This window comes from Halalkalibacter suaedae, from assembly GCF_017939705.1.
GTDB classification, from domain to species: domain Bacteria; phylum Bacillota; class Bacilli; order Bacillales; family Bacillaceae_D; genus Halalkalibacter; species Halalkalibacter suaedae.
In genome coordinates this window covers 498,466-525,111 of record NZ_JAGKSQ010000003.1, presented here as the reverse complement: position 1 = coordinate 525,111, position 26,646 = coordinate 498,466, and the positions used below count along the sequence as shown (strand labels likewise).

Below are 26,646 nucleotides of genomic sequence, written 5' to 3'. Positions count from 1 at the left end.
AATGACCGAAGTAAAAACGTACACAGCATTTGGATTACATATTTTAAGTGAAATTACACTACCTGAGTTGGTTCAGACCAACCAACATGTGTCACGAGATATTGTTATTAGGGAAAACGACTTACGATCCCTATGGCACGAACTAGCACAGCAAAATGAGTATTTTCACATTCAGCAAGATTTCATTTTATTTCACGTCCCTAATGTGGCCATTTTTCAAATGAAAAATGGAAACGAAATTCTAGTGTCACCTATGAGTGAGGCGGATCCAGACCAAGTTCGTCTCTATATCCTAGGAACCTGTATGGGTGCAATCTTACTTCAGAGGAAAATCCTTCCACTACATGGTAGTGCCATTATGATTGACAACAAGGCTTATGCAATTGTGGGGAAATCGGGTGCTGGAAAATCAACCTTAGCCTCTGCTTTTTTAAATAGAGGGTACTACTTACTTAGTGACGATGTGATACCGGTAACGCTGACCGAGCATAATACGCCAATTGTGACACCGGCATACCCCCAACAAAAATTATGGCTCGAAAGTCTTAATCAGTTCGGAATGAAATCGGATGGCTATCGGCCCATCATAGATCGTGAAACCAAATTTGCTATCCCAGTTTCAACACAGTTTGCAGATCAACCTGTTCAACTTGCAGGGGTTATTGAGCTTGTCAAAACGGATAACAATGAAATTGAGTTTAAACCAATTCGTAACCTAGAGCGACTTCAGACCTTGTTCACTCATACTTACCGAAAATTCTTCGTTACTCCAGCTGGACTAATGGAGTGGCATTTTGATATGACAGCTAAAATGGTCAACAAAATTGAGATGTATCAATTAAGACGACCTGAAGCGCGCTTTACAGCTCATGAGTTAACCGATCTAATTCTATCAACAGTTTCAAAGGAGGAAAAGGCGTTATGATTAAAAACCAAGTGATTACGATGAATACGGGTATTAAACAAAGTGCAGGGAACATCGTCTCAGATATGGACGGGGAAAAAGTAATGCTGAGCATTCATAACGGTAAGTACTATAACCTCGGTGAGCTTGGTGGTGAGATTTGGGAATTGGTGAAGGAACCAACTTTGGTTAGGGATATCGTGACTACACTTCAGTCTCATTATGAAGTTGAATCATCGATATGTCAGGAGCAAGTAATTACTTTCTTGAGTCAGTTAATTGATGAGGGACTTATGGAAATTGATACCCCTTAACGGAGGAGGACCGTATGAATGTTCTTAGGAAATTGAAATCATTCTATCATTTATCAAATGACTTTAAGGGGCTCTTACTAGAAGCCTATCTTTACCTAGCATGGGCACGGATTTTAAAGTTACGTAAATTTGGAAAAGTAGCTACATCCTTAGGTACACAAATGATGGAAACCTCACACTTGTTTGATCCAGACAAACGACGAGTGATGAAGGAGGTTTCACTGGCTATTCATATGATGAGCACATATACATTCTGGGAAAGTCAGTGTTTGGTTAAGGCGATTACGGGGATGAAAATGCTAGAGAAACGCGGGATTGAAAGTACTTTATATTTAGGAACAGCCAAGGACGAGAAGGGTGAATTTGTGGCACATGCGTGGTTGCGGAGTGGGCCATTCTATGTTTCAGGTTCAGAAGGCATGGAGAAGTTTACGGTTGTCGCTACATTTGCAAAGGAAATTAGTGCGAAAAAGATAGAAGGAGAACAGTATGGATAACACTTTTAAGTTAGATAGGATTCCAAAAGAATTAAAGCTTATCTTTGCTTTGTTAGAGGATAGAACACCCTCTATCGGCATTGACATTGACTGGGAGCTTTTTCAGACCCTTTCCATCCACCATCGTGTTTTTCCGTTGCTGCATGCCAAAGTAAAGCAGGTTGCTGATCGTTTTCCAGTTCGTTTATTACAATGGTTCGAGCGACGTTACAAACAAAATACGTTCAAGATGCTTCGGTTAAGTGCTGAAATGGAATGCATTAGTAATCTATTCTTGGCTCAGAACATCAAGACCCTTTTCCTAAAAGGGCCGGTTCTTGCTCAGGACCTGTATGGAGATCTATCCCTTCGAACGTCGAGTGATTTAGATTTCTTAATTCCAATTGAACACCTGCCACAAGCAGAAGAATTGCTTGTCTGCGAGGGGTATGAGAAGGATGATTATATTGAGACAGTCTTAAATGACTGGCGCTGGCGGCATCATCATGTGACATATGTTCATCCAGAGAAAGGGATAAAGGTCGAGATTCATTGGCGTCTACATCCAGGTCCAGGGAAAGAACCGAGATTTCACGAGTTGTGGGAGCGGAGAAAGAAGAGTGTTCTAACGAGTTCGCCTGTATATTTATTAGGTAGAGAGGATCTATTCGTATTTCTTGTCGCTCACGGGGCACGGCACGGCTGGTCACGCCTTCGTTGGCTAGTTGATATTAGACAAATGATGGAGATGGAGATGGATTGGAAAAGGGTTTGTCAGTTATTTTTCACCTATCATCATCCTCATCTTGGGGGGCAGGCGATTAGACTTGCTTCTTGTTTGTTAGATGCGAAAGTGACAGGCGAAATGAATCCCCTTCTGACAAAACGGTCAGTAAAACTAGCCAATCAAGCTATTTTTTATTTGGAAGATATGATTAACCTTCATACCGATCCCGTGCCCAAAGACGTATCTAGCTACCATGCTCGTCATCTTTTTGCTCTAATGTCATTTAATCAAAAGGTGTTGCATGTTCTTTGCTTGCTTCACCCATTACCAGAAGATACAGATACATTGCCACTACCAAAATCCTTGCACTTCCTGTACTTTCCTCTACGCCCGCTGTTATGGGGATGGAGGAAGACAAGGAAGAATGAAATATCAAGGGGGCTCTCATGAAAGATATTCTCTATTTCTTAAAACAAATTCACACATATTCTGGAAAAGTCCTCTATATCAATATGATTGCGATGGTCCTAATTGGGTTACTAGATGGGATTGGGATCTTGCTGCTCATTCCGATCATTAATATGACAGGGATTGTCAACTTTAATGCGGAAGGAACTTCTCTAGAGCGGGTGTTACAGTTTCTCGAAAATATCCCCTCTACTGTTGGATTACCGGTTATTCTAGGTACTTACGTCATGGTTGTGATTTTCTATCATCTTGTTGAAAGGCAGATCACCATCCGCAATACCAAGATCCAACATGGATTTTTTCGGTATATACGCGTAGAGACATATGAGGCACTTCTTCATGCAAATTGGAATTTCTTTATTAAAAATCGTAAATCGGACCTGGTCAATTTGTTAACTGTTGAAATTGCGAGATCGAGTGCAGGGACTCATTCCTTTTTGCAATTTATAGCCTCGCTTCTTTTCACCTTCATTCAAATTGGGCTCGCCTTGTGGCTATCTCCTAGTATTACGCTGTTTGTTTTACTATGTGGGTTAGTGTTATTGCTATTTAACCGTAAGTTCCTTAAACATTCTCTTGCGTTAGGAAATAGGAATTATATTCTCGGAAAAGAGTATATCGGAGGGATCACGGACCAAATTAATGGCATTAAAGATATTAAAAGCAATACATTGGAGGAATCCCGTCTACACTGGTACAAAGGGATTACGAAAAGGATGGAGACTGAACAAGTTCAATACACAATCTTAAAGACGACGTCACAGTTTTATTATAAGATTGCTTCAGCCGTTTTTATGGCTCTTTTTATCTTTCTTGCGGTTCAACTGTTCAATGCGCAGACTGCACAATTGATGATCATCGTCGCTATTTTTTCACGGTTGTGGCCAAGGGTTGCTGGGATTCAAGGTTCCCTAGAGCAAATTGCCACAACGCTTCCTTCATTTAAAGCAGTTAAAGCCATGCAGCATGAGTGCCGAGTAGCGAGGGAGTTTGATCAGGTTAATCAGTCAACGGTTAAGCCAATGCCAGTCAATCAGGAGATCCAATGCCAGTCGATCTATTTCAGATATATTGAATCTCAATATGCCCTGCAAAACATCAATCTCTCTATCCCAGCCAATCATATGACGGCATTTGTCGGTAAGTCAGGTGCTGGGAAAAGTACGTTAATTGATCTTCTGATGGGTCTTAATCAGCCAGAACGAGGACAGCTCTTAATAGATGGTGTTCCGCTTACAAGTGACAATTTAGTTTCCCTTAGACAAGCGATTAGCTATGTGCCCCAAGATCCATTTTTATTTAATGCTAGCATCCGAGAAAACCTTAAGCTGGTGGTTCCGAATGCAACGGAAGCTGAAATATGGGAAGCGTTGGAATTTTCATCCGCTGCTGAATTTGTTCGTAAACTGGCGGATGGGTTGGATACGCTTATTGGGGATCGTGGGATTAAACTGAGTGGTGGAGAACGCCAGCGTATTGTATTAGCTCGTGCGATTTTGCGTAATCCATCTATTCTTGTATTAGATGAAGCAACAAGTGCACTTGATACGGAGAATGAGGCGAATATCCAAGCGGCACTGGAACGCTTAAAAGGAAAAATGACTATTATAGTGATTGCACACCGACTGTCGACGATCCGTAATGCGGACCAGGTTGTTGTGTTAGAGGATGGACAAGTGATTCAACAGGGAGGATTTACACAGCTGGCGGAAGAAAAAAGGAGTGTGTTTAGCAATTTATTGCAGAATCAGATGAAGGCGACGTTGTAGGGATTTTGTTATAAAAGGGTGGTCCATATTTTGGGCTAACCCTTGTATTAGGAGGGGGTTTGCAGTGAAGAAGAAATGGAGAAGAAAAAGAATCATGTTGCTTTTAGTAGTATTTGTTGTTCTGATTTTATTTACAGTATGGGACAATCAACGGGTTGTGATTGTAGAGCAAGAAATAGTGCTAAAAGACCTTCCGGAAGAGTTTGACGGTTTTACGATTATGCAGGTTACAGATTTGCATGAGAAAGAATTTGGGGAGAAGCAGAATCGGTTAATTGAAGCTATTGAGTCAATCGATTATGACATGCTTGCTTTTACCGGTGATCTATTAGATGACAGTCGGAGTTTAAATTACCCCGTGGTTTATTCTCTTATAGAAGGATTGCAGCAGAAAGAAAATGCCTTTTACATCCCAGGTAATGCCGACCCTACTAATTACATAAGAGTTGGTGATAGATTTGAAAAGAATGAATTTGCTCAAGGGCTGGAGAAAAGAGGCGTTCAGTTGCTAGAGGGAATTCAATTCATCAAGAGAGGAGACTCAAGTCTTTTCTTTACTCATTTTGATGAGTCGGTATTTCCTGCAGATCGTGTAGAGGCGATTAACCAGTTAGATGATAATGAGACGTTGATTGCTCTTAATCACTATCCGATTGTTGACATAAGAATGGACCACCTTGCAAATGATCGCGGTATAGAAATGGGGAAATATGATCTCCTTATTGCGGGACATTATCACGGTGGCCAACTCCGTCTTCCCTTTCTAGGTGCTTTCTTTGTTCCAGAGGCATGGTACGAGCGTAGTGGGCTATTCCCTCCGCAAGACCGGGTTAAAGGGTGGTGGGAGTATCGCGGCGTACAGCAATATGTAAGTGCCGGGCTGGGTACGAGCGATGCGATTTCTTTTTTGGCCTTTAGACTTTTTAATCCTCCGGAGATTAATAAGATAGTACTTAGGCGAGGGTGAGGTTGGTTGTCCTGTTCTAGAGGGAAATTACTAGTCTGGGTAAATACTAAAATAATATTGACAATTTCTAGAAATGGTGAGAATATGAAGCTATGTTCTCAATTAAGAACAAGAGAGGGGTTTGAAGCTTTGAAGAAAGATTGGAAGCAACCTGCATTGGAAGTACTGGATGTTAGTGAAACGATGAAGTTTTGGTCACCACCTAAAAACGGTGGGGGGATCAGTGGAGATGATAGTGGCGGTGATGGCAGTGGTGGAGGATTTGGTAGTTAATAGTTAACAAGAAAACTCCTTGCAGTATGCAGGGGGTTTTCTTGTAGGAGGCAATTACTATGTATGAAATCGTACGAACAAAAAAGCAACAAAGGCAATTCCAAAATACCTGGGAATTTTTCTGTGAAAAATACGGCTGGATGAATGATCCCTATGCTAGTAACGGAATTCGCTACAATATGATTCTTCCACGTGAACACCTATTCAGAAGTAAACAAGTCATAGGTACGGTTGAATTTATTCCATATGATCCGGCTAATCCCAGTAGTACAGTGGTAGGAAGAAGTCACTTTATTGAGCAGTCCGAAATAATTACACATCAAAAGCGAGTCTGGGAGATTGATAAAATATGCATTCATGAGCACTATCAACGCCAAGGACATTTCTCAACGATATTGCAAATTTTCTATGACCATGCCTTGAAACACGACCCTAAATACTATATAGGATTGATGGAACAACGGTTCTTTCGGATGACTCGAATTGCCTTTGGTTTAGCAGTTGAACAGAAGGACGACACTTTTATAGGTCCAACTACATCGTTAGTACCGGTGTGCCTAGATATAGAAGGAATAATGAATGATACCGAGACCTTGAAAAGACTTTTGAAGATAGAGGAGGTTCATTTCCCTCCTACCAGGAAGCCGGGGTTAACAAGGGTTTAAAGCAACATATCTTTTGAGAAGTAATTAGTTAACATAAGTATGATTAAAGAAGAAAGTAAAAAAGAGTGACCATCTGAGATAATGGATCACTCTTTTTTTATAAATACGATTGTTTGTTAGAGGAATTGTTTCAGTGGATTTACCATTTGTATTTGTAAAGTATGATTGTTAGTTTGTTTGAGGAATTGCCTAATTTCATCTGGAGATAAACCAATTTCTTTTGCTTCTAATAATAATTCTTCCCATTCACGCTCATTGACTTCATTAAAATCATGGGATCGTACAGACAACATTCGGATTCCTCCATCTTTTCGGTAACCCAGCCATCATAGTGTATGTACCTTAGATCTGTGGTTTTGCGTCCTTGCTTTTCAACAAGTTTGCCCTTTTTCTTAATTTTCAGTAATTTAGAAAAAGAAGATCATTCACGATACAAATCGTTATTTATCTAAATAAATCATACCATAATTAATATGAGACGATTAGCATTATCATTCCAATTTTTCCGACAGGTCTCAACAAAAAATAAGAAATTATTTAGGTTGCTAAAAAGGGATATTTTTAAGTGTACAGCAGGTAAATAGGTCCCTATTATCGAAAGTTACTTACGTGAAGGGAGGTAACATATGTTGATCGTTCCTAAAAATATTTATTGTATAGGTCGTAATTATGCAGAGCATGCGAATGAGCTCGGAAACGATATACCTGACCAACCACTGCTTTTTTCAAAGCCAACGCATGCTTACGTTGAAACAAGCAATCAGATAATCAATTTACCTACTAATCAAGGTGAAATTCATTATGAAATTGAAATGGTGTTACATGTACAACAAAAGGTTAAGAAAGGTGACCTAGTTGAGGATGTAGTCAGTCATATGGCACTTGGTCTTGATTTAACTCTGCGTGATGTGCAGACAGAATTAAAGAAGAAGGGTCATCCGTGGCTACGAGCAAAGGGATTTAAGAATTCGGCCATCGTGACTCCATTTTGGATATTTGAGGGTAATGATGATTGCTACAATCACGATTTCTCTTTTGTTATCAACGACAAGATTGTCCAAGTTGGCAATATAAAAAACATGCTGTTTCCTTTTCAAACGATAGTTGATGAATGCCAAGAGAGTTTTGGTCTGGGCAGCGGCGATCTAATTTTTACTGGAACCCCACAAGGCGTTGGTCCGCTTAGAAGTGGTGATTGCTGCCAATTGTATTGGGGGAATGAGTTAAAGGGAAGCTTCATTGTAGCTTAATGGAAGACATCAATTAAATATTGGCATTAGCAGAATCGTCGCTTGCCTTTTATGAGAATAAGACTCATAAAAGGCATTAAATGCGACGGCTTAGCTTATTGGTTAGAGAATCGTATTTCTATCTCTGTGGTTTGATGTTCCAAATGTCTTTCGCATATTGTTGGATGGTGCGATCACTAGAAAAGTAACCTGAATGTGCTATATTAATGATGCTTTTTTGCAGCCAGCTTGATTGATTACGGTATGTTAATTCAACAGCTTGTTGTGCAGAAATATAACTATCAAAATCTTTTAATACGAAATACTCATCATTATTGAAGAGCAAGGAATAGAAAATGTCCTTAAACTCGACGTCATCATTTGAGAAATGCTCATTAACAAGAAGATCCATTATTTGTTTAATTCGTGAATCATTATTGTAGTAGTCTCTTGCCCGATAATCGCCTCGGTGCTGATGGCTAAAAACCTCTTCTGAAGATAGACCGAATGTGAAGATGTTTTCTGCTCCAACACGTTCTCGGATTTCGACGTTTGCTCCATCTTCCGTACCGATTGTCAAAGCCCCATTCATCATTAGTTTCATATTACCAGTTCCTGAGGCCTCTTTACTTGCCGTTGAAATTTGTTCACTAACGTCGGCAGCCGGAATAATCCGCTCTGCTAAACTTACCTGATAATTTTCCATGAATACAACTTTTACTTTGTCGCGGACATGGGGGTGATTATTTACCTTCTCTGCTACAGCATTTATTAATTTGATAACATGCTTAGCAAAGGTATAGCCAGGAGCTGCTTTCGCTCCAAAGATAAATGTTCTAGGGTAAAGGTCGAGAGAAGGATTCTCGATGCATTGATTATACAGATAAATAATGTGAAACAAATTTAATAATTGTCGTTTGTAGCCATGAAGGCGTTTAATATGAACATCTACGATTGATTGGTCATTTATCGTGATTCCATATTGATCTTTAATAAAGGTCGCTAATTTCTTTTTATTCTCATGTTTAACCTTTGCTATATTTTCTTGAAGCTCTGGGTTTGTAGCAAACGACTGAAGATTTTTAAGGAATTCGGGCTTCTTTATCCATTGATCGCCAATTGTCTTTGTGATTTCATCTGCTAAATCGGGATTAACATTTAGCAGCCAACGACGATGGGTAATCCCATTTGTTTTATTATTAAAACGATCAGGATAGACGATATTAAATGGCTTCATTACCCTGTTTTTTAGGATGTCTGTATGTAGTCTTGCTACACCATTAATACTGAAGCTTCCCACCATGGCCAGGTGAGCCATGTGAATATTCCCATAGGAAATAATGGCCATTGCTGGTATCTGCTCTCTTAATTCGGGAAAGTCAAACCAGAGCATTTTACAAAAACGTTCATTAATCTCATGAATGATCATATAAAGTCTTGGGAAAAGATCCTCGATCATAGCTTCTGGCCACTTTTCAAGTGCTTCACTTAATGTTGTATGGTTGGTATAAGCGACGGTCTTTTCAGTGATTTTCCAAGCTTGCTCCCAACTAAGTCCTTCGTCATCAAGTAAAATTCTCATCAGTTCAGGAACGATTAAGCTAGGATGGGTATCGTTAATCTGAAGAACAATTTTTTCAGGAAGTAAATCAAAGCATTTATATTGTTTTTTAAATCGTCTTAAGATACTTTGAAGTCCAGCTGAGACAAGAAAATACTGCTGCTTCAACCTTAATATTTTGCCCTCGTAATATGAATCATCTGGATAGAGGAATTCAGAAATTTTCTCTACCGAACGCTTGTAGTCTAAATAGTGATAATAGTCATGACCTCGACTGGAGTTGAAATGGAAATGGTTTGTTGTCGATTCGGCACTCCATAGTCTAAGTGTATTGACGGTCTTATTTTCAAAGCCAACAATTGGAACATCATATGGAATGGCTAGCACACGTTCATAATCGTGATGATGAAAGACTAATTTATCGTCCTCATACGTTGTTTCAACTGTCCCACCAAATCGAACTTCAATTGCTTTTTCTTCACGTTTCGTCTCCCACATATATTCATCACGTAACCAGTTGTCAGGTAATTCAACTTGATGTCCGTCTACAACCTTTTGCTGAAATAGTCCATATTTATAACGAATCCCCATCCCATGACCAGGTAGTTGCAGGGAGGATAGTGAATCAAGAAAACATGCGGCTAGCCGACCGAGTCCACCATTACCAAGTCCCGCATCAAGCTCCTCGTGAAAGACTTCTTCTGGATTAAAACCCATTGAGCTTAATGTGTCTTTATATAAATCCAATTCCCCAGCGTTTAGTAAATTTGTCTCAACTAAGCGACCAAGCAAAAACTCCATTGAAAAATAATAGACCTGTTTACTTTCCGCTTCGACGTATTTTTGCTGAGTTGTTTGCCAATTCGGATGAATGGATTCTTTCATGAGCAAGCATATTGATTGGAACACTTCCTTATTAGTCGCTTCGTCTACGGTCTTACCGAAGGACGAGAGTAGCTTCTCTGTAAGCAGTGGAGCTAATGTCTGGACGGTCATCGTCATGAAGATTTCCCTCATTTCCTAGTGTAACTTTTTTATAGAGTTCTTCGTATTTAGAAGCTGAATGCTGCCAGTTTAGCTTTGTTTGATAAATATTGGCGAGAAGGGTGTTGCGATGGTCTGGATTGTTATAAATCGATATGGCATAACGGATAACGTTATAGAAATCATCAGCATTATAGTTTAGAAATGAAAACCCATTTCCTGTTCCTTCGAATTCATTGTACGGTTGGATGGTATCTTTTAGACCACCAGTTTCACGAACGATTGGAACTGTTTCATAACGTAAGGCAATCAGTTGACTTAATCCGCATGGCTCGAATCTTGAAGGCATTAAAAAAAAGGTAGAGGCTGCATATAGTCTTCGTGCGGTTGATTCATTAAATGTACAAAGAAAGCGGAAATGATCTGGATATCTTTGAGAGAAAGAATGGAATTGTTCTTCAAATTGACTATCACCAGTTCCCATCACGACAAGTTGAATATTTTCGTGCATTAACCGATCAATGATATGTGTAAATAGATGAAGGCCTTTTTCTTCAACCAAGCGACTAATTAAAACAAGCATTGGCTTTTTAGGATTTAATTCAAGATGTAATTCTTCCTGAATAGCTAATTTGTTCTGTTCCTTACATAGAGGGTCATTTGAGTAGTTGGTCGGTAGTGTAGGATCACTTAGTGGATCAAATAACTCATCATCAATACCATTAACAATACCTGCTAGTTCATGGCTCCGTTGTTTAAGTAACTGATCTAACCCTTCTCCGTAATAAGATGATTGCACTTCCTCGGCATAGGTCTCACTAACCGTTGTTAGCCAATCTGAATGAATGAGTGCGGACTTCATAAAGTTGATTGCCCCGTTCATTTCAACTCCGCCTAAATGATAGGAGTCAAGATGGATTAGTTCGTCAAAGATAGAAAGAGGGAAGATACCTTGATAACGTAAATTATGAATGGTAAATATCGTTTTTATTGGCTTAGGATAAGCACCTGCTTTTATATAAGCAGGTATTAGTCCAGTTTGCCAATCATGGCAGTGGATAAGGTCTGGTTCTAGATTAAGATAGTCAAGAGATTGAAATATGGCATGAGTAAAATAGATATATCGTTCCGCATCATCGTATTCCCCATAAAGTGAATTTCGGTTGAAATAGTATTGATTATCAATAAAATAATAAGTTACCTGTTCACTTTGGAGTGAATAAAGACCGCAATATTGCTTTCTCCATTTCACAAATACATCAAAGGATCCCTCAAATACTAATTGACGGTCGATATCATCTGGTAGGGAACGGTGTTTAGGTAAAAAAACAGTAAGGGAATGCTTTTTCTTTGCTAATGCCTTTGGTAGGGAACCAATAACATCTGCTAATCCACCTGTCTTGAAAAACGGGGCACATTCGGATGCGGCCATTGTAATATTCATGATAACCTCCTCATATGACTTTGCGCTTTGCCAACAAGTAAGGATACTCTGCGACACCAACAATCGTCCGATTTACAGAAATAATACTGTCCTTGTCTATAATTGAATTTTCAACTAGAGCACCTTGATGAATGTCACATCTCTGCATCACTATCGAATTACGGATGACAGCGTCCTTGTGTACATGCACCCCACGAAAGAGAATACTATTTTCGACTGTTCCTTCGATTACACATCCATTTGCAATAAGGGAATTGTGGACATAGGATTGTCGATAACAAGTTGGAGCCTCATCCTTTACTTTTGTATAAATAGGTCTTAATGGTGTGAATAATTGTTGGAAATGTTCTGGTTTTAGTAAATTCATGCTGTGCTTGTAATAGCTCTCAATTGAATTAATTAAAGCATGGTATCCCGTATAGGCGTGCCCACGAACGACAAGGCGGTCTAAGTTTCCGAAAATACCATCTAGCAGAAGATGTTCTTTTTGTCTCGCAATACAATTATCGACGATTTCCATAAGTAATTTTTTTCTAATGATAAACATGCCCATATAAAGGTTTGAATTGGTCGCATCATTCGTGATCGCTGTAACTAATCCATCGCTATCAATCTCTAGCTTCTTTTCATAACGATGTTCACTATCTAATTGAGCTGTAGGATGATAGATCATTGTTACGTCAGCACCTGTATCTAGATGCTCTCGTAATATATCTTGATAATTAATCGAACAGATATGCTGGGTTCCTGTGATAAGAACGTAATCAGCAAATCCTCTATCAAAAAAGTCACGATTATTATGAAAATGCTGCAATTCACCCTTAGATAAGTCGGTTGGATCATTCCAATCTGGGGGTAAGATGTAAAGACCTCCGCGTTTACGGTTTAAGTCCCATGACTTTCCTGTGTCAAGATGATCCAAAAGGGATCTGTATTTTTGGCGTGTAAACACGGCAATATCTTGAATACGAGAGTGAACCATATTTGATAAAACAAAATCAATGATGCGGTAGCGTCCTCCAAAAGGTACTGCAGCACCACAGCGGAAATAAGTTAACTCCTTTAGCAAATCTTGTTCACCATCTAAATGAATGACGCCCATTAATCGATTCATAATTCCATTCCTCTCCAATTCAATTACTATTAGTTAATGCAGTGCAATACTTGTTAATGGTTTCTTTATCTATAACGATAATCTCGGATTCTGAATGAATCACAGTGTGATCAGGTATTAGCACTCCTTCCGTAACAATGACCTTATCAAGGGACACATTTGTGCCAATGGTTACATTCGGCATAATAACTGAATGGGAGATGGAACTATTTAAACCAATTTCCACTTGGTGAAACAAAATTGATTGGTGGAGATGACCTTTAATTATACATCCTTCATTTACTAAGGAGTTGGTGATCGTTGCATCTGGATAAAGATAATGCGGGGCTGGATTGTGATTTTTTGTGTAAATACGCCAATAATGATCGTGAAGCTGTAAAGAGGGGTTTTCATTTAGTAGGTCCATGTTTGCTTCCCAAAAGCTTTCAACTGTTCCTACGTCCTTCCAGTAACCAGAGTATGGATAGGCGAATAATTTACGTTTGTCAGCAAGCATTGCTGGGATAAGGTCCTTGCCAAAATCATGACTGGAATTGCTGCTTGCATCATTTAATAAATAGGATTTTAGAAACGACCAGTTGAAGATGTATATGCCCATTGAAGCCAGTGTGCTCGTTGGCTGCTGGGGTTTTTCCTCGAACTGCGTAATAACACCGTTATCTTCTGCATGCATAATTCCAAATCTCTTTGCTTCTTCTAATGGAACGTCTATCACGGATATCGTTGCCTCCGCATTTCGTTCCTTATGATAATCGAGCATCAAGCTATAATCCATTTTGTAAATATGATCGCCGGATAAAATCAGAACATATTCGGGGTCGTGGCGATCAAGAAAATCACGATTTTGAAAAATAGCATCAGCTGTACCTGAATACCATGAACCGCCTTTTTTCTCTTGAAACGGAGGGAGTATTGAAAGACCACCATTCATACGATCCAAATCCCAAGGTGTTCCAATGCCAAGGTGAGAATTCAACTCAAGCGGTTCATACTGTGTTAATACACCAACGGTTTCAATTCCTGAATTTATGCAATTACTTAATGGAAAGTCAATAATTCGATACTTACCACCAAAGTAAACGGCAGGCTTCGCAATTTTTTTTGTTAAATTCCCTAAACGCTTACCTTCTCCACCCGCGAGTAACATGGCTATACATTCTACTTTTTTGTCCATTGCGACAGCCCCCGTCATAATCAAATAATTGTAGGGACATTCTTAGCTAATAAAGAATTCCCGCTTGCTAGTCTTAAAAACATACCTATGTGTATGAGAGTGTATACGCTTACCATTCTTAAATGGTTAAAATATAGGTATATATAACTAATAAAAGGGTTAGCGATATATTAAATCGGGAATGAATAAAAAAAAGCCTAGTCCTATTAGGTACTTTTAGACTAAAATAGAAGTAAATCCATTAGACTAGGTGATAAACATGAATAATGAGATAACACCACTCTATGATAAAAATGTCATTTGCTTATTATGTAGTACTTCATTTAACACAAAGAAAATTCGCTCCCGCTTTCTAAGAGTGGAAACCACTCACAGTGATTTTTTTACAGAATATAAAAACAATCAATTGAATCCTATTTTCTACGAAGTTGCAGTATGTCCGAATTGCGGATTTTCATCATCTGATACATTTTCCTCTGACATGTCAGAGGAGTCACGTCAAAGTCTAAATCAACAATTCACTAGTTGGAAAGAACAGGATTTTGGTGAAGAAAGAAATCTTGAAGATGCCATTCATGTAACGAAGCTTGCGATTTTAAGTGGAATGTTAAAGAAGGAGAAGGCGATCGTGATGGCTGGCCTCTGTCTGAGACTTGCCTGGATGCATCGATTGAGCAATGATTGGGAGCAGGAGAGTAGATACCTACTGCAGTCGATAGATCAATACAAAAAATCATATTCACAGGTTGATTATTTGCAAACAACAATGACTGAGATGAAAGTTTTGTACTTAATTGGGGAACTCCTAAGAAGAGTCGGAAAAGAACAAGAGGCCGTTCAATATCTTTCACGTGTTGTCCAACACAAGCATAAGCATACCGACCCGAAAATTGTAGAGATGGCAAGGGAGCAATGGTACGAAATGAGGGAAAACGACAAAGAACGACGTTTTTCTTGATATTTCTCACATAGTGTTTTCTTTTTATGGTAAACTATAAATAATTTTAGATGCACTTCGTCCAGTCAATACGCTGTACGATAGGCTTTGGGGGAATACACTGTGAATGTCATTCATGTTAATGCAATATGTCGAGCAACAAAAGAAATCCTCACAAGTCACTTTGGTCTAGATGTTACTCTACTTAGTCCGAGTGCAGGAACAGGTACAATTCCTTCTGATCAAGTTGCCGTTATTCTGGGTGTTAAAGGACAACTTACAGGTCAAATTGTCTGCACGTTCTCAAAGGATACAGCAAAGAAACTAGTTGGAGTTATGATGGGTGGCATGCAAATTGATGAATTAGATGATATGGGCTGGAGTGCGGTTCAGGAGTTCGGCAATTGGGTTGCCGGAACAACTGCTACAGAGCTATCTAAAGAATCATGTATCATTGATGTAACAACACCTATTATCAATGAGGGAGAATCTAGATTACATTCTAAGAACCCTTTTGTATCTGTACCAATTAGTACTGCAATTGGAGATATTCGTATTCATATTGCAGTGAAGGAAGAATAGTATGACAAAACCACCTAACAAGGTGGTTTTTATTTTTTGATAAGGGTTATCTATTGTTCATTTAATTGGAAAAAGGGTAAACTTCAAAAAGGATACTTAAAAAGGAGTTAAGCATATGTCCAAAAAAATAGATGTTTCAAAATTTGAGAAAAAGATGACGATTAGAAATATTGAAGCAACTGATTTTGATGAAATTATTGAAATGCAGAAGCTTTGTTTCCCGAATATGGAACCTTGGGAAATCGATCATCTTCAAAGTCATATTGATATTTTCCCAGAGGGTCAATTCTGTGTAGAATATGACGGGAAAATTATTGGTTCTTGTTCTAGTTTGATTATTAATTTTGATGAGTATGATGATCAGCATACTTGGGATGAAATAACAGATAATGGCTATATTACAAATCATGATCCAGAGGGATATAATTTATATGGAATCGAGGTTATGGTTCATCCAGAATACCGTCGAATGAAGATTGGACGTCGTTTATATGAAGTTCGAAAGGATTTAGTGCGTGAATTGAATCTGAAAAGTATTATTATTGGTGGACGCATTCCTAACTATTTCAAGTTTGCAAAGGAAATGACCCCAAGACAATATGTTGAAGAAGTTACCATTCATAATATTTATGATCCAGTTCTGACATTTCAAGTCATGAATGGTTTTACACTGAAACGTATTAATCAGAATTATCTAGAGGATGATAGAGCTTCACTTCGCTATGCAACTCTAATGGAGTGGAATAATATTGATTACCGTACAACGTCGCCTAAGCGTCAGTTTAAGACATCTTTCCCTGTAAGGATTACTACAATTCAATATGAAATGAAAAAAATCTCATCATTTGATGACTTTGCAGTTCAATGTGAGTATTACACTGATGTAGCGGCAAGTTATAATTCAGATTTTGCGGTTTTTCCTGAAATTTTCACACTGCAGCTTCTTTCCTTTCTTCCAGAGAAAAGCCCAAGTCTGGCGATTAGACGACTTACTGAGTTTACCGAAGATTACTTAGATTTATTTACTCATTTGGCTGTCAAATATAATGTAAATATTGTTGGTGGTTCTCACTTTGTTGAAGAAGAAGGTAAGATTTACAATATTGCTTATTTATTTAGACGTGATGGAACGATTGAAAAGCAGTATAAGCTACACATTACCCCGAATGAGCGTAAATTCTGGGGAATTACAGGCGGCAACAATGTAAATGTTTTTGATACTGACTGCGGCAAAGTCGCTATTCAGATTTGCTATGACATCGAATTTCCAGAACTTGCACGTATTGCTGTTGATAAAGGGGCAAATATTATCTTTACTCCGTTCTGTACCGATGATCGCCAAGGGTATCTGCGTGTTCGTTATTGCTCTCAAGCACGTGCAATTGAAAACCAAGTGTACACTGTATTATCTGGAACAGTTGGAAACTTAACGGATGTAGAGAATATGGATATTCAATATGCACAATCAGGAATTTTTAGTCCTTCTGATTTCACATTCCCTCGCGATGGTATTGTTGGAGAAGGGCAGGCAAATATCGAAACCGTTGTTGTCGGAGATGTTGATCTAGAAATATTAAGACGTAATCGACGTGCAGGAAGCGTAAATCAACTGCGTGATCGCCGTCACGACATTTATCAAATTCATTACAAAAATAAGTAACAGAAACAAGAACAGAATGTCTTATTCTTTTTAAAGCGTAGGAGAAAAGGCTGGGACAAAAGTGATTTAACTAATAGAAAATCCGAACAATATAGTTGGCTGATGTAAACCGCTCCTGAAATATACTTCGCTTTCCACGGGAAGCCGCTGAGCCGCATCACGCTACGCCTGTGGGGTCTCACCTGTGGCTTTTGCATCCCGCAGGAGTCTACGTATATTTCATACGCTACGTAATTGCTTTATTCGGTATTTCAGTTAGACACTTTATATCCCAGCTTCTTTTTTGCTATTTATTAGTCTATTTGAGGTGGTAAGGCAACGGGACTAGTATTCGTACAGGTTGCTAACTGCTGAAATATTGCTATTTTAAGGCGGTATTATCGAAAAAACTGGTCAGTTATCCCTTGCTTTTGCTAGTATAGGGATTCCTAAATGAAGAGTATATTTTATTTATCCTCTATTATAGCGGACGGGATGGGTGGGCCGACTCCTGCAGGAAATAAGGGCAAAATGGAAATCCACCGGCACAGCCGGTTAGTTCCATGCCCTCCGGCTGGTGCTGCCCCCCATCCCGGGAGCGGATTCAAAGCTCTATCACCGCAATTGTCTAAGAAAAAAAGAACAGGGAAGCCTGTTCTTTTTTTCTTAGACGCCCATTTTACGTCTTGAATTACTCGGTTTTTTCGTTTGTTGACTCTTCAGCTGCTTTGTATTTGTGTTATTTCCCATTGGATTGCCAACCTTTTGTTTTTTCTTTGCTAGCAATTGTTTAGCCGCATCCACTTGACTTAGCTTTTTTGGTGCTTGTTCATTTTCACTCATATTTTCCAGACTCCTTTGTGTACGTATTCCTCCATTATAGATTATGTGTAACCATTAAGAAAGTAGTCATCCTTAAAAGATTTACCTTAAAGAGGTATCATCATATAACTTTTTTCGACATTCGTGTTTACCGTCACTTAAGGCTGGAAAGGATGTTGAAGACAACAAGGAGTGGTATGATGAAACCAGAATATAGAACGAGCCCAAGTTATAAGTTTGTAACTATTTATTTTTTAGTAATCCCTATATTTTGTGTACTAGGATTCTTAATTGTCTCATCCTACTTTTATGATGATGAGCTTGTAACGAATTGGAAAATGACATTTGCTGGTGAGGATCAAACGTTTCATACAGGGGAGGCAACAGATTTTCAGTTGTTTCTGGAAAATGAATTTGGCGAAGCGATGAATTCAGCTAGTATTTCTGTTGTTTTTGATCGACCAGAAACAGTACATCAGATTGAAAGGACATTGCATCCACTGCAAAATGGTTTATACGAAACGGAAGTTATTTTTTCGATACCTGGACAATGGATTGCTATGATTGAGGCTAAAGAAGGCAATTTAGTTTATCGAAACCAAGTTATATTTCAAGTGGATGGAGAAATTATTTCCGATGTTGATCGTGATCCCTCAGATCAATTTAATCTAGATCAACCGTTACCAGATGATATTGAATTACTATTGGACCAAATGACTAATTTTTCTCGATAAAATTGAGCCGGTTTAGGAAACTCTCCTTAACCGGCTTTTGTAATTATACTCCTTTTTTTGATGACATATGAGAAAGGTATTAATCATTCTTCAGAAAATGATATAATAGTAAAGATTGTATGGATTATCCATTGATGAATTTTAAGGAGGGCTACAATGAGCTGGCAAGTCCAATATGAAAAATGGTCAAGCTTCTCTGCACTTGAAGCTGAGTTAAAGAGGGCACTTGAAGATTTAAAAGGAAATAATGAACGAATAGAGGATTGCTTTTATAAAGACTTAGAATTTGGTACTGGTGGGATGCGTGGAGAGATCGGACCAGGAACAAATCGCATGAATACATATACGATACGCCGAGCGGCTGAAGGTTTAGCACGTTATATTGAATCAAAAGGAGAGGAAGCTAAAGCACGTGGTGTTGCGATTGCATTTGATTCTCGTCACAAGTCTAAGGAATTTGCTTTAGAAACAGCATTAACCTTAGGTAAACATGGAATTCAATCATATGTATTTCATGAATTACGTCCAACACCAGAGCTCTCATTTGCAGTAAGGTATTTAAATGCCTTTGCGGGTATTGTCATTACAGCAAGTCATAATCCACCAGAATATAATGGATTTAAGGTTTATGGAGATGATGGTGGTCAGTTACCGCCAGGACCTGCAGAAGAATTGGTATCTTTCGTGAATTCAATTGAAAATGAGCTTGAAATCGAAGTGGCCAATGAGCTTGAATTAAAAGGGGCTCAACTTTTAAAGATTGTTTCTGATGAAATTGATGAAGCTTACAATACTGAATTACAATCGATTCTTGTTAATAAAGAAATGATCTTAGAAAGTGGTAAAGATATAAAGATTATCTTCACCCCACTACACGGAGCAGCCAATATTCCCGTTAGGAGAGCGTTGGAAACGAGTGGATTTCCTGATGTAACAGTTGTAGCAGAGCAGGAATTACCTGACCCGAACTTCTCAACTGTAACTTCTCCTAATCCTGAGGAACATGCAGCGTTTAAGCTGGCGATTGGATATGGTGAAGAACATGATGCTGATGTCCTCTTGGCAACAGATCCAGATGGTGACAGAGTCGGAGTAGCTGTTAAGGATAATGAAGGAAAATACGTTGTACTAACAGGAAACCAAACAGGTGCTTTAATGCTAGACTATTTACTTACTCAGAAGAAACAACAGCATATCTTACCTGAAAATGGTGTTGTCCTTAAAACAATTGTTACATCTGAAATTGGGAAGGCAATTGCCGATCAGTATAACTTAACTACTGTTGATACCTTAACTGGGTTTAAATTTATTGGTGAAAAAATCAAAGAATACAATCAAACAGGTCAGCATACCTTCTTATTTGGTTACGAAGAAAGTTATGGCTATCTTATCGGGGATTTTGTTCGTGATAAGGATGCAGTTCAAGCTTGTTTGTTTGCGGCAGAGCTTGTTACTTATTATAAGACTCGTCAAATGAGTCTTTATGACGGTTTAATGGAGCTCTTCCAAAAATACGGATACTATCAAGAGGGATTAGAGTCTTTGACACTAAAAGGAAAAGCTGGGGTTGAAAAGATTCAGGAGATCTTAGCGACATTCAGAGAAAATCCTCCTACAAAGATGGGGGATGAAGCAGTTATCTTGGTTGAGGATTATCAAACAGGAGAGGCGTTACAATTAGAAACAAATCAGAAACAGAGGATTGATCTTCCACAATCCAATGTACTAAAATACAAGCTTGCAGACGGATCGTGGTTCTGTATACGCCCATCAGGAACCGAACCTAAGGTGAAGTTTTATTTTGGTGTTAGTAAAGAAACACTTGAAAAAAGCCAGGAGGCTCTTGAGCAATTAAAGGCCTCGGTTATGGAACAAGTAAATGAGTTAATCTAATTTTTGAGCAAGAGACTCGGACAAAAGTAATTTAACTTAGAAAATCGAAACAATGATAGTGGGTGGACCTAAACCGCTCCTGAAATATACTTCGCTTTCCGCGGGAAGCCGGTGAGCCGCATCACGCTACGCCTGTGGGGTCTCACCTTTGGCTTTATCATCCCGCAGGAGTCTACGTATATTTCATCCGCTATGTGATTGCTTTGTTCGATATTTCAGTTAGATACTTTAATTATGTCCGAGTCTTTTTTTGTCCCTTGTTATAACTGCACGAAACCTGACCAAGACGAAACTGTTTTTATAAAGTTGGAGTGGTAGACTACATGAATGTTTTTTATCAACAGTGAAATAACAAGCATACCTATCATGATTTACGTTTTCCTCTCATAAATTAAGAGAAAGCAAGTTTTAGGAGGGGTTCGGATGTCATCAGATTGGAAACAGCTTGAGCGTTCAATTGCTGAAATTACCGAGATTGCTGAAGGGTTCGGTCTTGATTTTTATGAAATGCGATACGAAATATGTCCTGCTGAAATTATCTATACATTTGGTGCATACGGAATGCCTACGCGTTATAGTCATTGGTCATTTGGAAAGCAATTTCATAAGATGAAGCTACAATATGACTTTGGATTAAGCAAAATTTATGAGTTGGTTATTAATTCAGACCCTTGCTATGCGTTTTTGTTGGATAGTAATTCACTTATTCAGAATAAATTAATTGTTGCTCATGTTCTTGCTCATTGTGATTTCTTCAAGAATAATGTTCGATTTTCCAATACGAGAAGAGATATGGTTGAAAGTATGAGTGCAACTGCTGATCGAATTGCACATTATGAACATGTTTACGGAAAAGAAGAGGTCGAGAACTTCCTTGATGCTGTCTTAGCTCTTCAAGAGCATATTGATCCGAGCATTGTTAGACCTAAGCTTGACTGGACACTTGATGAGCATCCAGAACTGATATCGAAAAGGAAAACAGGATATGAGGATTTATGGAATTTAGATGCAAAGCCTGAACCAGCAAAACCGAAGGAAAGAAAGAAGTTTCCTCCTAATCCAGAAAAGGATATTCTCTTATTTATTGAAGAGTATAGCAGGGAACTTGAGCCATGGCAGCGTGATGTGTTGACAATGATGAGAGAAGAAATGCTCTACTTCTGGCCTCAGCTAGAGACTAAAATAATGAATGAGGGCTGGGCCTCATACTGGCATGCACGGATACTCAGAGAAATGGATTTAACTAGTGAGGAAACCATTGAGTTTGCTAAGCTAAATGCGGGAGTCGTTCAACCATCAAAAACAACGATAAATCCCTACTATCTTGGATTAAAAATATTTGAAGACATAGAGGAACGTTATAATAATCCGACAAAGGAAATGCAGGAAAGACAAGGTGTCAAACCTGGTAGTGGCAGAGAAAAGATGTATGAGGTTCGCGAGATTGAATCAGATCTTTCCTTTATCCGAAACTATTTAACTAAAGACCTTGTTATGCGAGAGGATATGTACCTGTTTCAAAAACAAGGTGGTGATTATAAAGTTGTTGATAAGGAGTGGGAAAATGTCCGTGATCAGTTAGCTCTTTCACGAGTGAATGGAGGTTTTCCTTATCTAGTTGTAACAGATGGTGATTATTTAAAAAATGGAGAACTTTATATCACTCATAATTATGAAGGGACTGAACTAGATGTAGGCTATCTAGAAAAGGTTCTGCCATATTTACATCAGCTGTGGGGAAGATCGGTTCACATCGAATCAATTGTCAATGAAAAGGCGATTGTCTTTGTATATGATGGTAAAAAGGTTCATCGAAAATATCTGTAATCAACGTTCATTTTCAAAAAAGAGGTTGTACAAAAGTGATTTAACTAATAGAAAAATCGAACAGTGATAGGTGGCGGTCGTAAATCGCTCCTGAAATATACTTCGCTTTCCGCGGGAAGCCGGTGAGCCGCATCACGCTAGCCTGTGGGGCCTCACCCTTGGCTTTTTCATCCCGCAGGAGTCTACGTATATTTCATCCGCTACGTGATTGCGTTGTTCGGTATTTCAGTTAGACACTTATGTTCAAACCTCTTTTTTTATGTCATGAATGCTTCATTTCGTCATATACTAAAGACTATGAAAACGATTAATTGGTTATTGACTACCAATAGTAGTAGGGTTATGATAAAGATTCATGTGAAATAATCATTCGGGACTCTAAATAGTTTGTCTAGAGTTTGAGAATGTACATAAAATGAGGTGATATTGTGGATACATTTAAACGTTTGAAGGAGTTTTATTTACCGTATAAGTCTTATTTTATTTGGTCTCTTCTTGCTTTATTTATTGTAACAGGGATGACAGTTTTATATCCAGTCATACTAGGCTTTACGATTGATGAGGCAATTGAAGGAGAAAGGTACGAATTAATTCCATACTTAGTTCTTGCAATTGTTGTAACGATGGGGATAAAAGGTATAGCCGTTTATATTCATCAGTATTTAGGAGATATGTTTGGCATTAACTCTGTTTATAAGCTACGCAACCGGCTTTATAAAAAGTTGCAGTTTTTACCTTTTCGCTATTATGACAACGCGAAAACGGGGGACCTGATGTCGCGATTAACAGGGGATGTTGAAACCTTTCGCTTCTTCTTATCCTTTGGCTGTGCTCAGTTAGTCAATCTTGTGTTGCTAGTCGGGTTCAGTATGGCTGTTATGTTTTACTATTCTGTCCCATTGACTCTTGTCACAATGGTTACATTACCTTTTCTAGCTATTGTTGTTTCGAAATTTGATAAAAGAGTTCATCCAGGCTTTCAAGGCATTCGAAAGTCTTTGGCAAAATTGAATACAAAGGTGCAAGAAAATGTAAGTGGGATGCATACGGTAAAGGCTCTTTCGCAAGAGGATGAAGAAATTAACCGTTTCTCAACATCAAATGAAGACTATCGCAAGAAGCATATTGATATCTCAAAAATTTGGGGGAATTACTTCCCGCTAATGGAATTGCTCGGCAATCTTTCTGCGGTTCTCCTATTAGCGTATGGTGGGTACTTAGTTATCCAGGGGAGCATCCAACCAGGGCAATTAATCGCTTTTTTCAGTCTCGTTTGGTTTATCATCGGTCCAATTATGAATTTAGGGTTTATTATTAATATGTTTTCTCAATCAAAGGCATCAGGAGAGAGACTGCTTGAGATTTTAGACGAAGAAGATCGTCATGACCCTGCGGAAGGTCGGACAATTATTGAAGGTGAATTTGTTGGGGAAGTAATCTTCAAGGATGTTGCTCTTACCTATGGAAATAAAGAAAGAGCTGCCTTATCTGATATAACTTTTGAAGCGACAAAAGGAAAGACGATTGGACTTGTCGGAGCAACCGGTTCTGGGAAATCTAGTATTATTCAATTAATTACAAGATACTATGAGCGAAATGGTGGAGAGATCCTTATCGATGGACGTTCGATTGATGAATATTCGTTAAAGGAATTACGTGAACAAATCGGCGTAGTTCTGCAAGAGACGTTCCTCTTTTCTTCCACGATTCGTGATAACCTAGCATATGGTCGTCCAGATGCCTCCATGGATGAAATTATCGAAGCAGCAAAACGGGCTGACGCACATGAATTCATCTCACAATTACCTAATGGATATGAAACAGTGCTCGGAGAACGTGGACTAGGATTATCAGGAGGTCAAAAGCAAAGAATTGCGATTGCCCGTGCGATTATTATGGACCCTAGTATTCTAATCATGGATGATGCGACTAGTGCTGTTGATATGCAGACAGAGGTGAAAATACAGGAAGCGTTCCGTGAAGTGATGAAAGGCAGAACAACGTTTATTATTGCTCACCGTATATCTTCTGTAAAGCAGGCAGACGAGATTCTTGTCCTTGAAGATGGAAAGATTGTGGAACGTGGTTCGCATTCAGAACTCTTAAACAATGAAAATGGTCAGTACCGTAGAATCTATGATATTCAAAACCAAGATCAAGAATATGTACTTCAACAGGCATAGGAAGGAGGAATAATATGAATCAAGCAGAAACTCAAGCACAAACAAAGAAAAGATCTCGTTTTCATTACACCGTCGAACAAATAATTGATAAGCCATTTAACTGGTCGCAGTTGATTCGGTTATTCAAGTACATGAAGCCTTATGCACTAACAACGTTACCTAAAACCATTATTGCTATGCTTATTGTAACGGCTGTTAGATTAGCTGTTCCTATCTTCATAGGAGTTCTAGCAATGGATTATGCAATCAAGCCGGGGAATGTAACCCTAATGTACTGGTTTGCTGGTATTGTTCTAGTCATGTATTTGATTTCGTGGGTTGCGAACGTTTTTCGAATTAGGTGGATGAATGAAATCGGGCAAAATATGATCTATGATATTCGGACAGATTTATTTAATCATATCCAACGCCTGTCCCATCGGTTCTTTGATCAGCGCTCAGCTGGATCAATCCTTGTGCGTGTGATTAACGACGTAAATTCAATGCAGGATTTATTCACTAATGGTGTCGTTAACTTGATTATGGATATTGTTATGCTTGTGGGGATTGTTATTATTTTATTTACACTTAGTCCAGAGCTTGCGATCCTCGTTTTAATTGTTGTTCCAATTATGTTCTTCATTTCAACAAAATTAAGACGTGACATTCGTCGCTCGTGGCAAAATGTACGTATTAAGCAATCCAAGTTAAATTCACACTTAAATGAAAGTATTCAAGGAATTCGTGTCACTCAAGCATACGCACAGGAACATGAAAATATGGAGTTTTTTAACGGTGTAAACACTGAAACATTTGAAAGCTGGAAGGAAGCAACGAAGAAAAATGCGATCTTCCGTCCTTTCGTTGAAATGTCTAGTGCAATTGGAGCGGTTGTTTTAATTTGGTATGGTTCAACATTAATTCAATCCGATACAAGTTCACTGACATTAGGTGTCTTTATTTCCTTTGCTTTCTACTTAGGAATGTTCTGGGAGCCCATTTCTAGGCTCGGTCAGGTGTACAATCAATTACTTGTTGGGATGGCCTCATCAGAGCGTATCTTTGAATTTCTAGATGAGAAACCATCCGTTCCAGAAAAAGATAACGCACAAAGAATAACGGAAGTTAAGGGAGAGGTAAAATTCGAGGGGGTTGAATTTTCCTATGATGATTCAAGAAAAGCCCTTCATCAAATTGATTTAACGTTTGAGGCTGGTACTACTGTTGCCTTAGTCGGTCACACTGGTTCTGGTAAATCAACGATTGTTAATTTAATGAGTCGATTTTATGATCCGACAAAGGGCCAGGTGCTCTTAGATGGGGTTGATTTAAGAGATCTTAACCTTGATGATCTTAGAAAAAATGTAAGCTATGTCTTACAAGACACCTTCATTTTTGCTGGTACAATTATGGATAATATTCGTTTTGGTAAGCCAGGAGCTACAGATGAAGAAGTTGTTGAGGCAGCCAAAGCAATTGGTGCACATGAATTTGTGATCAAGCTTGAAAAAGGGTATGATACGGAAGTTGAAGAAAAAGGTAATGTATTATCAGTTGGTGAACGTCAGTTACTGTCTTTTGCTCGTGCTTTATTAGCGGATCCACGAATCCTAATTCTTGATGAAGCGACAGCTAGCATTGATACTGAAACGGAGCTGAAGATTCAAGAAGGTCTTAAGAAGCTTTTAGCAAACCGGACAGCAGTGATGATCGCACATCGTCTTTCTACCATTCGTGATGCTGACAAAATTGTTGTGCTAGAACAAGGTAATATTCTTGAAGAAGGAACACACGATCATCTAATGCAATCACAAGGAGCTTATTATCAGTTAGTTAAGTCGCAATATGCGGCAATGATGGAGCCAAGAAACTAGATACAGTCGGTTCTAATGAGTATTCAATGTGGAAAGGGTAGGATCGTGCGAGAAAGGAGCACATTCTATCCTTTTCTTCTTATATTCAGAAATTAAAAGGCTTGGTT

23 protein-coding genes and 1 riboswitch are annotated in these 26,646 nt (G+C 38.7%); of the genes, 17 read left to right on the top strand and 6 right to left on the bottom strand.

The window, feature by feature from the left end; all coding sequences use genetic code 11:
* Window position 1: 1 nt before the first annotated feature.
* The 8 genes from J7W16_RS10175 to J7W16_RS10140 all read left to right on the top strand — a co-directional run bounded on the left by J7W16_RS10175 (window position 2) and on the right by J7W16_RS10140 (window position 6,563).
* Window positions 2-925: a phosphoenolpyruvate carboxykinase (ATP) gene (locus J7W16_RS10175; RefSeq protein ID WP_210597180.1), complete on the top strand. Its 924-nt coding sequence runs from the start codon at window positions 2-4 to the stop codon at window positions 923-925.
* Window positions 922-1,218, top strand: coding sequence for a lasso peptide biosynthesis PqqD family chaperone (locus J7W16_RS10170; RefSeq protein WP_210597179.1), 297 nt, complete (start codon window positions 922-924; stop codon window positions 1,216-1,218). The genes J7W16_RS10175 and J7W16_RS10170 overlap by 4 nt, the downstream gene beginning before the upstream one ends.
* Before the next feature lie 14 nt (window positions 1,219-1,232).
* The gene (locus J7W16_RS10165; protein ID WP_210597178.1) at window positions 1,233-1,715 is read left to right on the top strand and encodes a lasso peptide biosynthesis B2 protein; all 483 of its coding nucleotides are present in this window, start codon (window positions 1,233-1,235) and stop codon (window positions 1,713-1,715) included.
* Window positions 1,708-2,871 (top strand): nucleotidyltransferase domain-containing protein, encoded by a 1,164-nt coding sequence (locus tag J7W16_RS10160; protein ID WP_210597177.1) that lies wholly within the window; start codon window positions 1,708-1,710, stop codon window positions 2,869-2,871. The genes J7W16_RS10165 and J7W16_RS10160 overlap by 8 nt, the downstream gene beginning before the upstream one ends.
* Window positions 2,868-4,658: an ABC transporter ATP-binding protein gene (locus J7W16_RS10155; protein WP_210597176.1), complete on the top strand. Its 1,791-nt coding sequence runs from the start codon at window positions 2,868-2,870 to the stop codon at window positions 4,656-4,658. Before J7W16_RS10160 ends, J7W16_RS10155 begins: the two co-directional genes overlap by 4 nt.
* Before the next feature lie 64 nt (window positions 4,659-4,722).
* The gene (locus J7W16_RS10150) at window positions 4,723-5,625 is read left to right on the top strand and encodes a metallophosphoesterase (RefSeq protein WP_210597175.1); all 903 of its coding nucleotides are present in this window, start codon (window positions 4,723-4,725) and stop codon (window positions 5,623-5,625) included.
* 129 nt (window positions 5,626-5,754) lie between these two features.
* Window positions 5,755-5,898: a paeninodin family lasso peptide gene (locus J7W16_RS10145; RefSeq protein WP_210597174.1), complete on the top strand. Its 144-nt coding sequence runs from the start codon at window positions 5,755-5,757 to the stop codon at window positions 5,896-5,898.
* Between the two features lie 59 nt (window positions 5,899-5,957).
* Window positions 5,958-6,563, top strand: coding sequence for a hypothetical protein (locus J7W16_RS10140; protein WP_210597173.1), 606 nt, complete (start codon window positions 5,958-5,960; stop codon window positions 6,561-6,563).
* 116 nt (window positions 6,564-6,679) lie between these two features.
* Here the strand turns inward: J7W16_RS10140 and sinI are convergent, their stop codons facing one another.
* A complete protein-coding gene (gene sinI / locus J7W16_RS10135; protein WP_210597172.1) occupies window positions 6,680-6,856 on the bottom strand; it encodes a DNA-binding anti-repressor SinI in 177 nt (58 codons plus the stop codon).
* 17 nt (window positions 6,857-6,873) lie between these two features.
* A riboswitch (cyclic di-GMP riboswitch) is annotated at window positions 6,874-6,958 on the bottom strand.
* A gap of 231 nt (window positions 6,959-7,189) precedes the next feature.
* On the opposite strand from sinI, the gene J7W16_RS10130 reads away from it, so the two are divergent.
* A complete protein-coding gene (locus tag J7W16_RS10130) occupies window positions 7,190-7,813 on the top strand; it encodes a fumarylacetoacetate hydrolase family protein (protein WP_210597171.1) in 624 nt (207 codons plus the stop codon).
* A gap of 118 nt (window positions 7,814-7,931) precedes the next feature.
* Here J7W16_RS10130 and J7W16_RS10125 read toward each other — a convergent pair whose 3' ends face one another.
* The 4 genes from J7W16_RS10125 to J7W16_RS10110 are packed head-to-tail and all read right to left on the bottom strand — an operon-like array spanning window position 7,932 to window position 14,069.
* Window positions 7,932-10,355, bottom strand: coding sequence for a glycogen/starch/alpha-glucan phosphorylase (locus J7W16_RS10125; RefSeq protein WP_210597170.1), 2,424 nt, complete (start codon window positions 10,353-10,355; stop codon window positions 7,932-7,934).
* Complete coding sequence (locus J7W16_RS10120) at window positions 10,291-11,781, bottom strand: glycogen synthase (protein ID WP_210597169.1); 1,491 nt, start codon at window positions 11,779-11,781, stop codon at window positions 10,291-10,293. The genes J7W16_RS10125 and J7W16_RS10120 overlap by 65 nt, the downstream gene beginning before the upstream one ends.
* Window positions 11,782-11,791: 10 nt before the next feature.
* A complete protein-coding gene (gene glgD, locus J7W16_RS10115) occupies window positions 11,792-12,895 on the bottom strand; it encodes a glucose-1-phosphate adenylyltransferase subunit GlgD (protein WP_210597168.1) in 1,104 nt (367 codons plus the stop codon).
* A 19-nt stretch (window positions 12,896-12,914) separates the two neighbouring features.
* Window positions 12,915-14,069, bottom strand: coding sequence for a glucose-1-phosphate adenylyltransferase (locus J7W16_RS10110; protein WP_210597167.1), 1,155 nt, complete (start codon window positions 14,067-14,069; stop codon window positions 12,915-12,917).
* Window positions 14,070-14,328: 259 nt separating this feature from the next.
* Here J7W16_RS10110 and J7W16_RS10105 point away from each other — a divergent pair, with 259 nt between their 5' ends.
* The 3 genes from J7W16_RS10105 to J7W16_RS10095 all read left to right on the top strand — a co-directional run bounded on the left by J7W16_RS10105 (window position 14,329) and on the right by J7W16_RS10095 (window position 17,248).
* Window positions 14,329-15,027 (top strand): DUF2225 domain-containing protein, encoded by a 699-nt coding sequence (locus tag J7W16_RS10105; RefSeq protein WP_210597166.1) that lies wholly within the window; start codon window positions 14,329-14,331, stop codon window positions 15,025-15,027.
* A 102-nt stretch (window positions 15,028-15,129) separates the two neighbouring features.
* A complete protein-coding gene (locus J7W16_RS10100) occupies window positions 15,130-15,588 on the top strand; it encodes a chemotaxis protein CheX (protein ID WP_210597165.1) in 459 nt (152 codons plus the stop codon).
* Window positions 15,589-15,703: 115 nt separating this feature from the next.
* Window positions 15,704-17,248, top strand: a complete 1,545-nt coding sequence (locus J7W16_RS10095) for a bifunctional GNAT family N-acetyltransferase/carbon-nitrogen hydrolase family protein (RefSeq protein WP_210597164.1) — start codon at window positions 15,704-15,706, stop codon at window positions 17,246-17,248.
* 645 nt (window positions 17,249-17,893) lie between these two features.
* On the opposite strand, the gene J7W16_RS10090 is transcribed toward J7W16_RS10095, so the two are convergent.
* On the bottom strand, window positions 17,894-18,070 hold the full coding sequence (locus J7W16_RS10090) for a hypothetical protein (protein WP_210597163.1): 177 nt from the start codon (window positions 18,068-18,070) through the stop codon (window positions 17,894-17,896).
* 179 nt (window positions 18,071-18,249) lie between these two features.
* Between J7W16_RS10090 and J7W16_RS10085 the strand changes: the two genes are divergently transcribed.
* From J7W16_RS10085 to J7W16_RS10065, 5 genes are all read left to right on the top strand, one after another.
* Entirely contained in the window at window positions 18,250-18,783 is a 534-nt protein-coding gene (locus J7W16_RS10085; protein WP_210597162.1) for a FixH family protein, read from the top strand.
* A 156-nt stretch (window positions 18,784-18,939) separates the two neighbouring features.
* A complete protein-coding gene (locus tag J7W16_RS10080; protein ID WP_210597161.1) occupies window positions 18,940-20,676 on the top strand; it encodes a phospho-sugar mutase in 1,737 nt (578 codons plus the stop codon).
* Window positions 20,677-21,099: 423 nt separating this feature from the next.
* Window positions 21,100-22,503 (top strand): SpoVR family protein, encoded by a 1,404-nt coding sequence (locus tag J7W16_RS10075; protein WP_210597160.1) that lies wholly within the window; start codon window positions 21,100-21,102, stop codon window positions 22,501-22,503.
* Window positions 22,504-22,931: 428 nt separating this feature from the next.
* The gene (locus tag J7W16_RS10070; RefSeq protein ID WP_210597159.1) at window positions 22,932-24,686 is read left to right on the top strand and encodes an ABC transporter ATP-binding protein; all 1,755 of its coding nucleotides are present in this window, start codon (window positions 22,932-22,934) and stop codon (window positions 24,684-24,686) included.
* A gap of 14 nt (window positions 24,687-24,700) precedes the next feature.
* The gene (locus J7W16_RS10065; protein WP_210597158.1) at window positions 24,701-26,539 is read left to right on the top strand and encodes an ABC transporter ATP-binding protein; all 1,839 of its coding nucleotides are present in this window, start codon (window positions 24,701-24,703) and stop codon (window positions 26,537-26,539) included.
* Window positions 26,540-26,646: the final 107 nt, after the last annotated feature.

Excerpts from the sequence above, each read along its gene's own strand:
- J7W16_RS10125 (WP_210597170.1), bottom strand. The coding sequence starts at position 10,355 with ATGACGATGACCGTCCAGACATTAGCTCCACTGCTTACAGAGAAGCTA.
- J7W16_RS10065 (WP_210597158.1), top strand. The coding sequence starts at position 24,701 with ATGAATCAAGCAGAAACTCAAGCACAAACAAAGAAAAGATCTCGTTTT.
- J7W16_RS10170 (WP_210597179.1), top strand. The coding sequence starts at position 922 with ATGATTAAAAACCAAGTGATTACGATGAATACGGGTATTAAACAAAGT.
- J7W16_RS10165 (WP_210597178.1), top strand. The coding sequence starts at position 1,233 with ATGAATGTTCTTAGGAAATTGAAATCATTCTATCATTTATCAAATGAC.
- glgD (WP_210597168.1), bottom strand. The coding sequence starts at position 12,895 with ATGAATCGATTAATGGGCGTCATTCATTTAGATGGTGAACAAGATTTG.
- J7W16_RS10095 (WP_210597164.1), top strand. The coding sequence starts at position 15,704 with ATGTCCAAAAAAATAGATGTTTCAAAATTTGAGAAAAAGATGACGATT.
- J7W16_RS10155 (WP_210597176.1), top strand. The coding sequence starts at position 2,868 with ATGAAAGATATTCTCTATTTCTTAAAACAAATTCACACATATTCTGGA.
- J7W16_RS10085 (WP_210597162.1), top strand. The coding sequence starts at position 18,250 with ATGAAACCAGAATATAGAACGAGCCCAAGTTATAAGTTTGTAACTATT.
- J7W16_RS10110 (WP_210597167.1), bottom strand. The coding sequence starts at position 14,069 with ATGGACAAAAAAGTAGAATGTATAGCCATGTTACTCGCGGGTGGAGAA.
- sinI (WP_210597172.1), bottom strand. The coding sequence starts at position 6,856 with ATGTTGTCTGTACGATCCCATGATTTTAATGAAGTCAATGAGCGTGAA.
- J7W16_RS10080 (WP_210597161.1), top strand. The coding sequence starts at position 18,940 with ATGAGCTGGCAAGTCCAATATGAAAAATGGTCAAGCTTCTCTGCACTT.
- J7W16_RS10160 (WP_210597177.1), top strand. The coding sequence starts at position 1,708 with ATGGATAACACTTTTAAGTTAGATAGGATTCCAAAAGAATTAAAGCTT.
- J7W16_RS10140 (WP_210597173.1), top strand. The coding sequence starts at position 5,958 with ATGTATGAAATCGTACGAACAAAAAAGCAACAAAGGCAATTCCAAAAT.
- J7W16_RS10075 (WP_210597160.1), top strand. The coding sequence starts at position 21,100 with ATGTCATCAGATTGGAAACAGCTTGAGCGTTCAATTGCTGAAATTACC.
- J7W16_RS10175 (WP_210597180.1), top strand. The coding sequence starts at position 2 with ATGACCGAAGTAAAAACGTACACAGCATTTGGATTACATATTTTAAGT.
- J7W16_RS10130 (WP_210597171.1), top strand. The coding sequence starts at position 7,190 with ATGTTGATCGTTCCTAAAAATATTTATTGTATAGGTCGTAATTATGCA.
- J7W16_RS10090 (WP_210597163.1), bottom strand. The coding sequence starts at position 18,070 with ATGAGTGAAAATGAACAAGCACCAAAAAAGCTAAGTCAAGTGGATGCG.
- J7W16_RS10120 (WP_210597169.1), bottom strand. The coding sequence starts at position 11,781 with ATGAATATTACAATGGCCGCATCCGAATGTGCCCCGTTTTTCAAGACA.
- J7W16_RS10105 (WP_210597166.1), top strand. The coding sequence starts at position 14,329 with ATGAATAATGAGATAACACCACTCTATGATAAAAATGTCATTTGCTTA.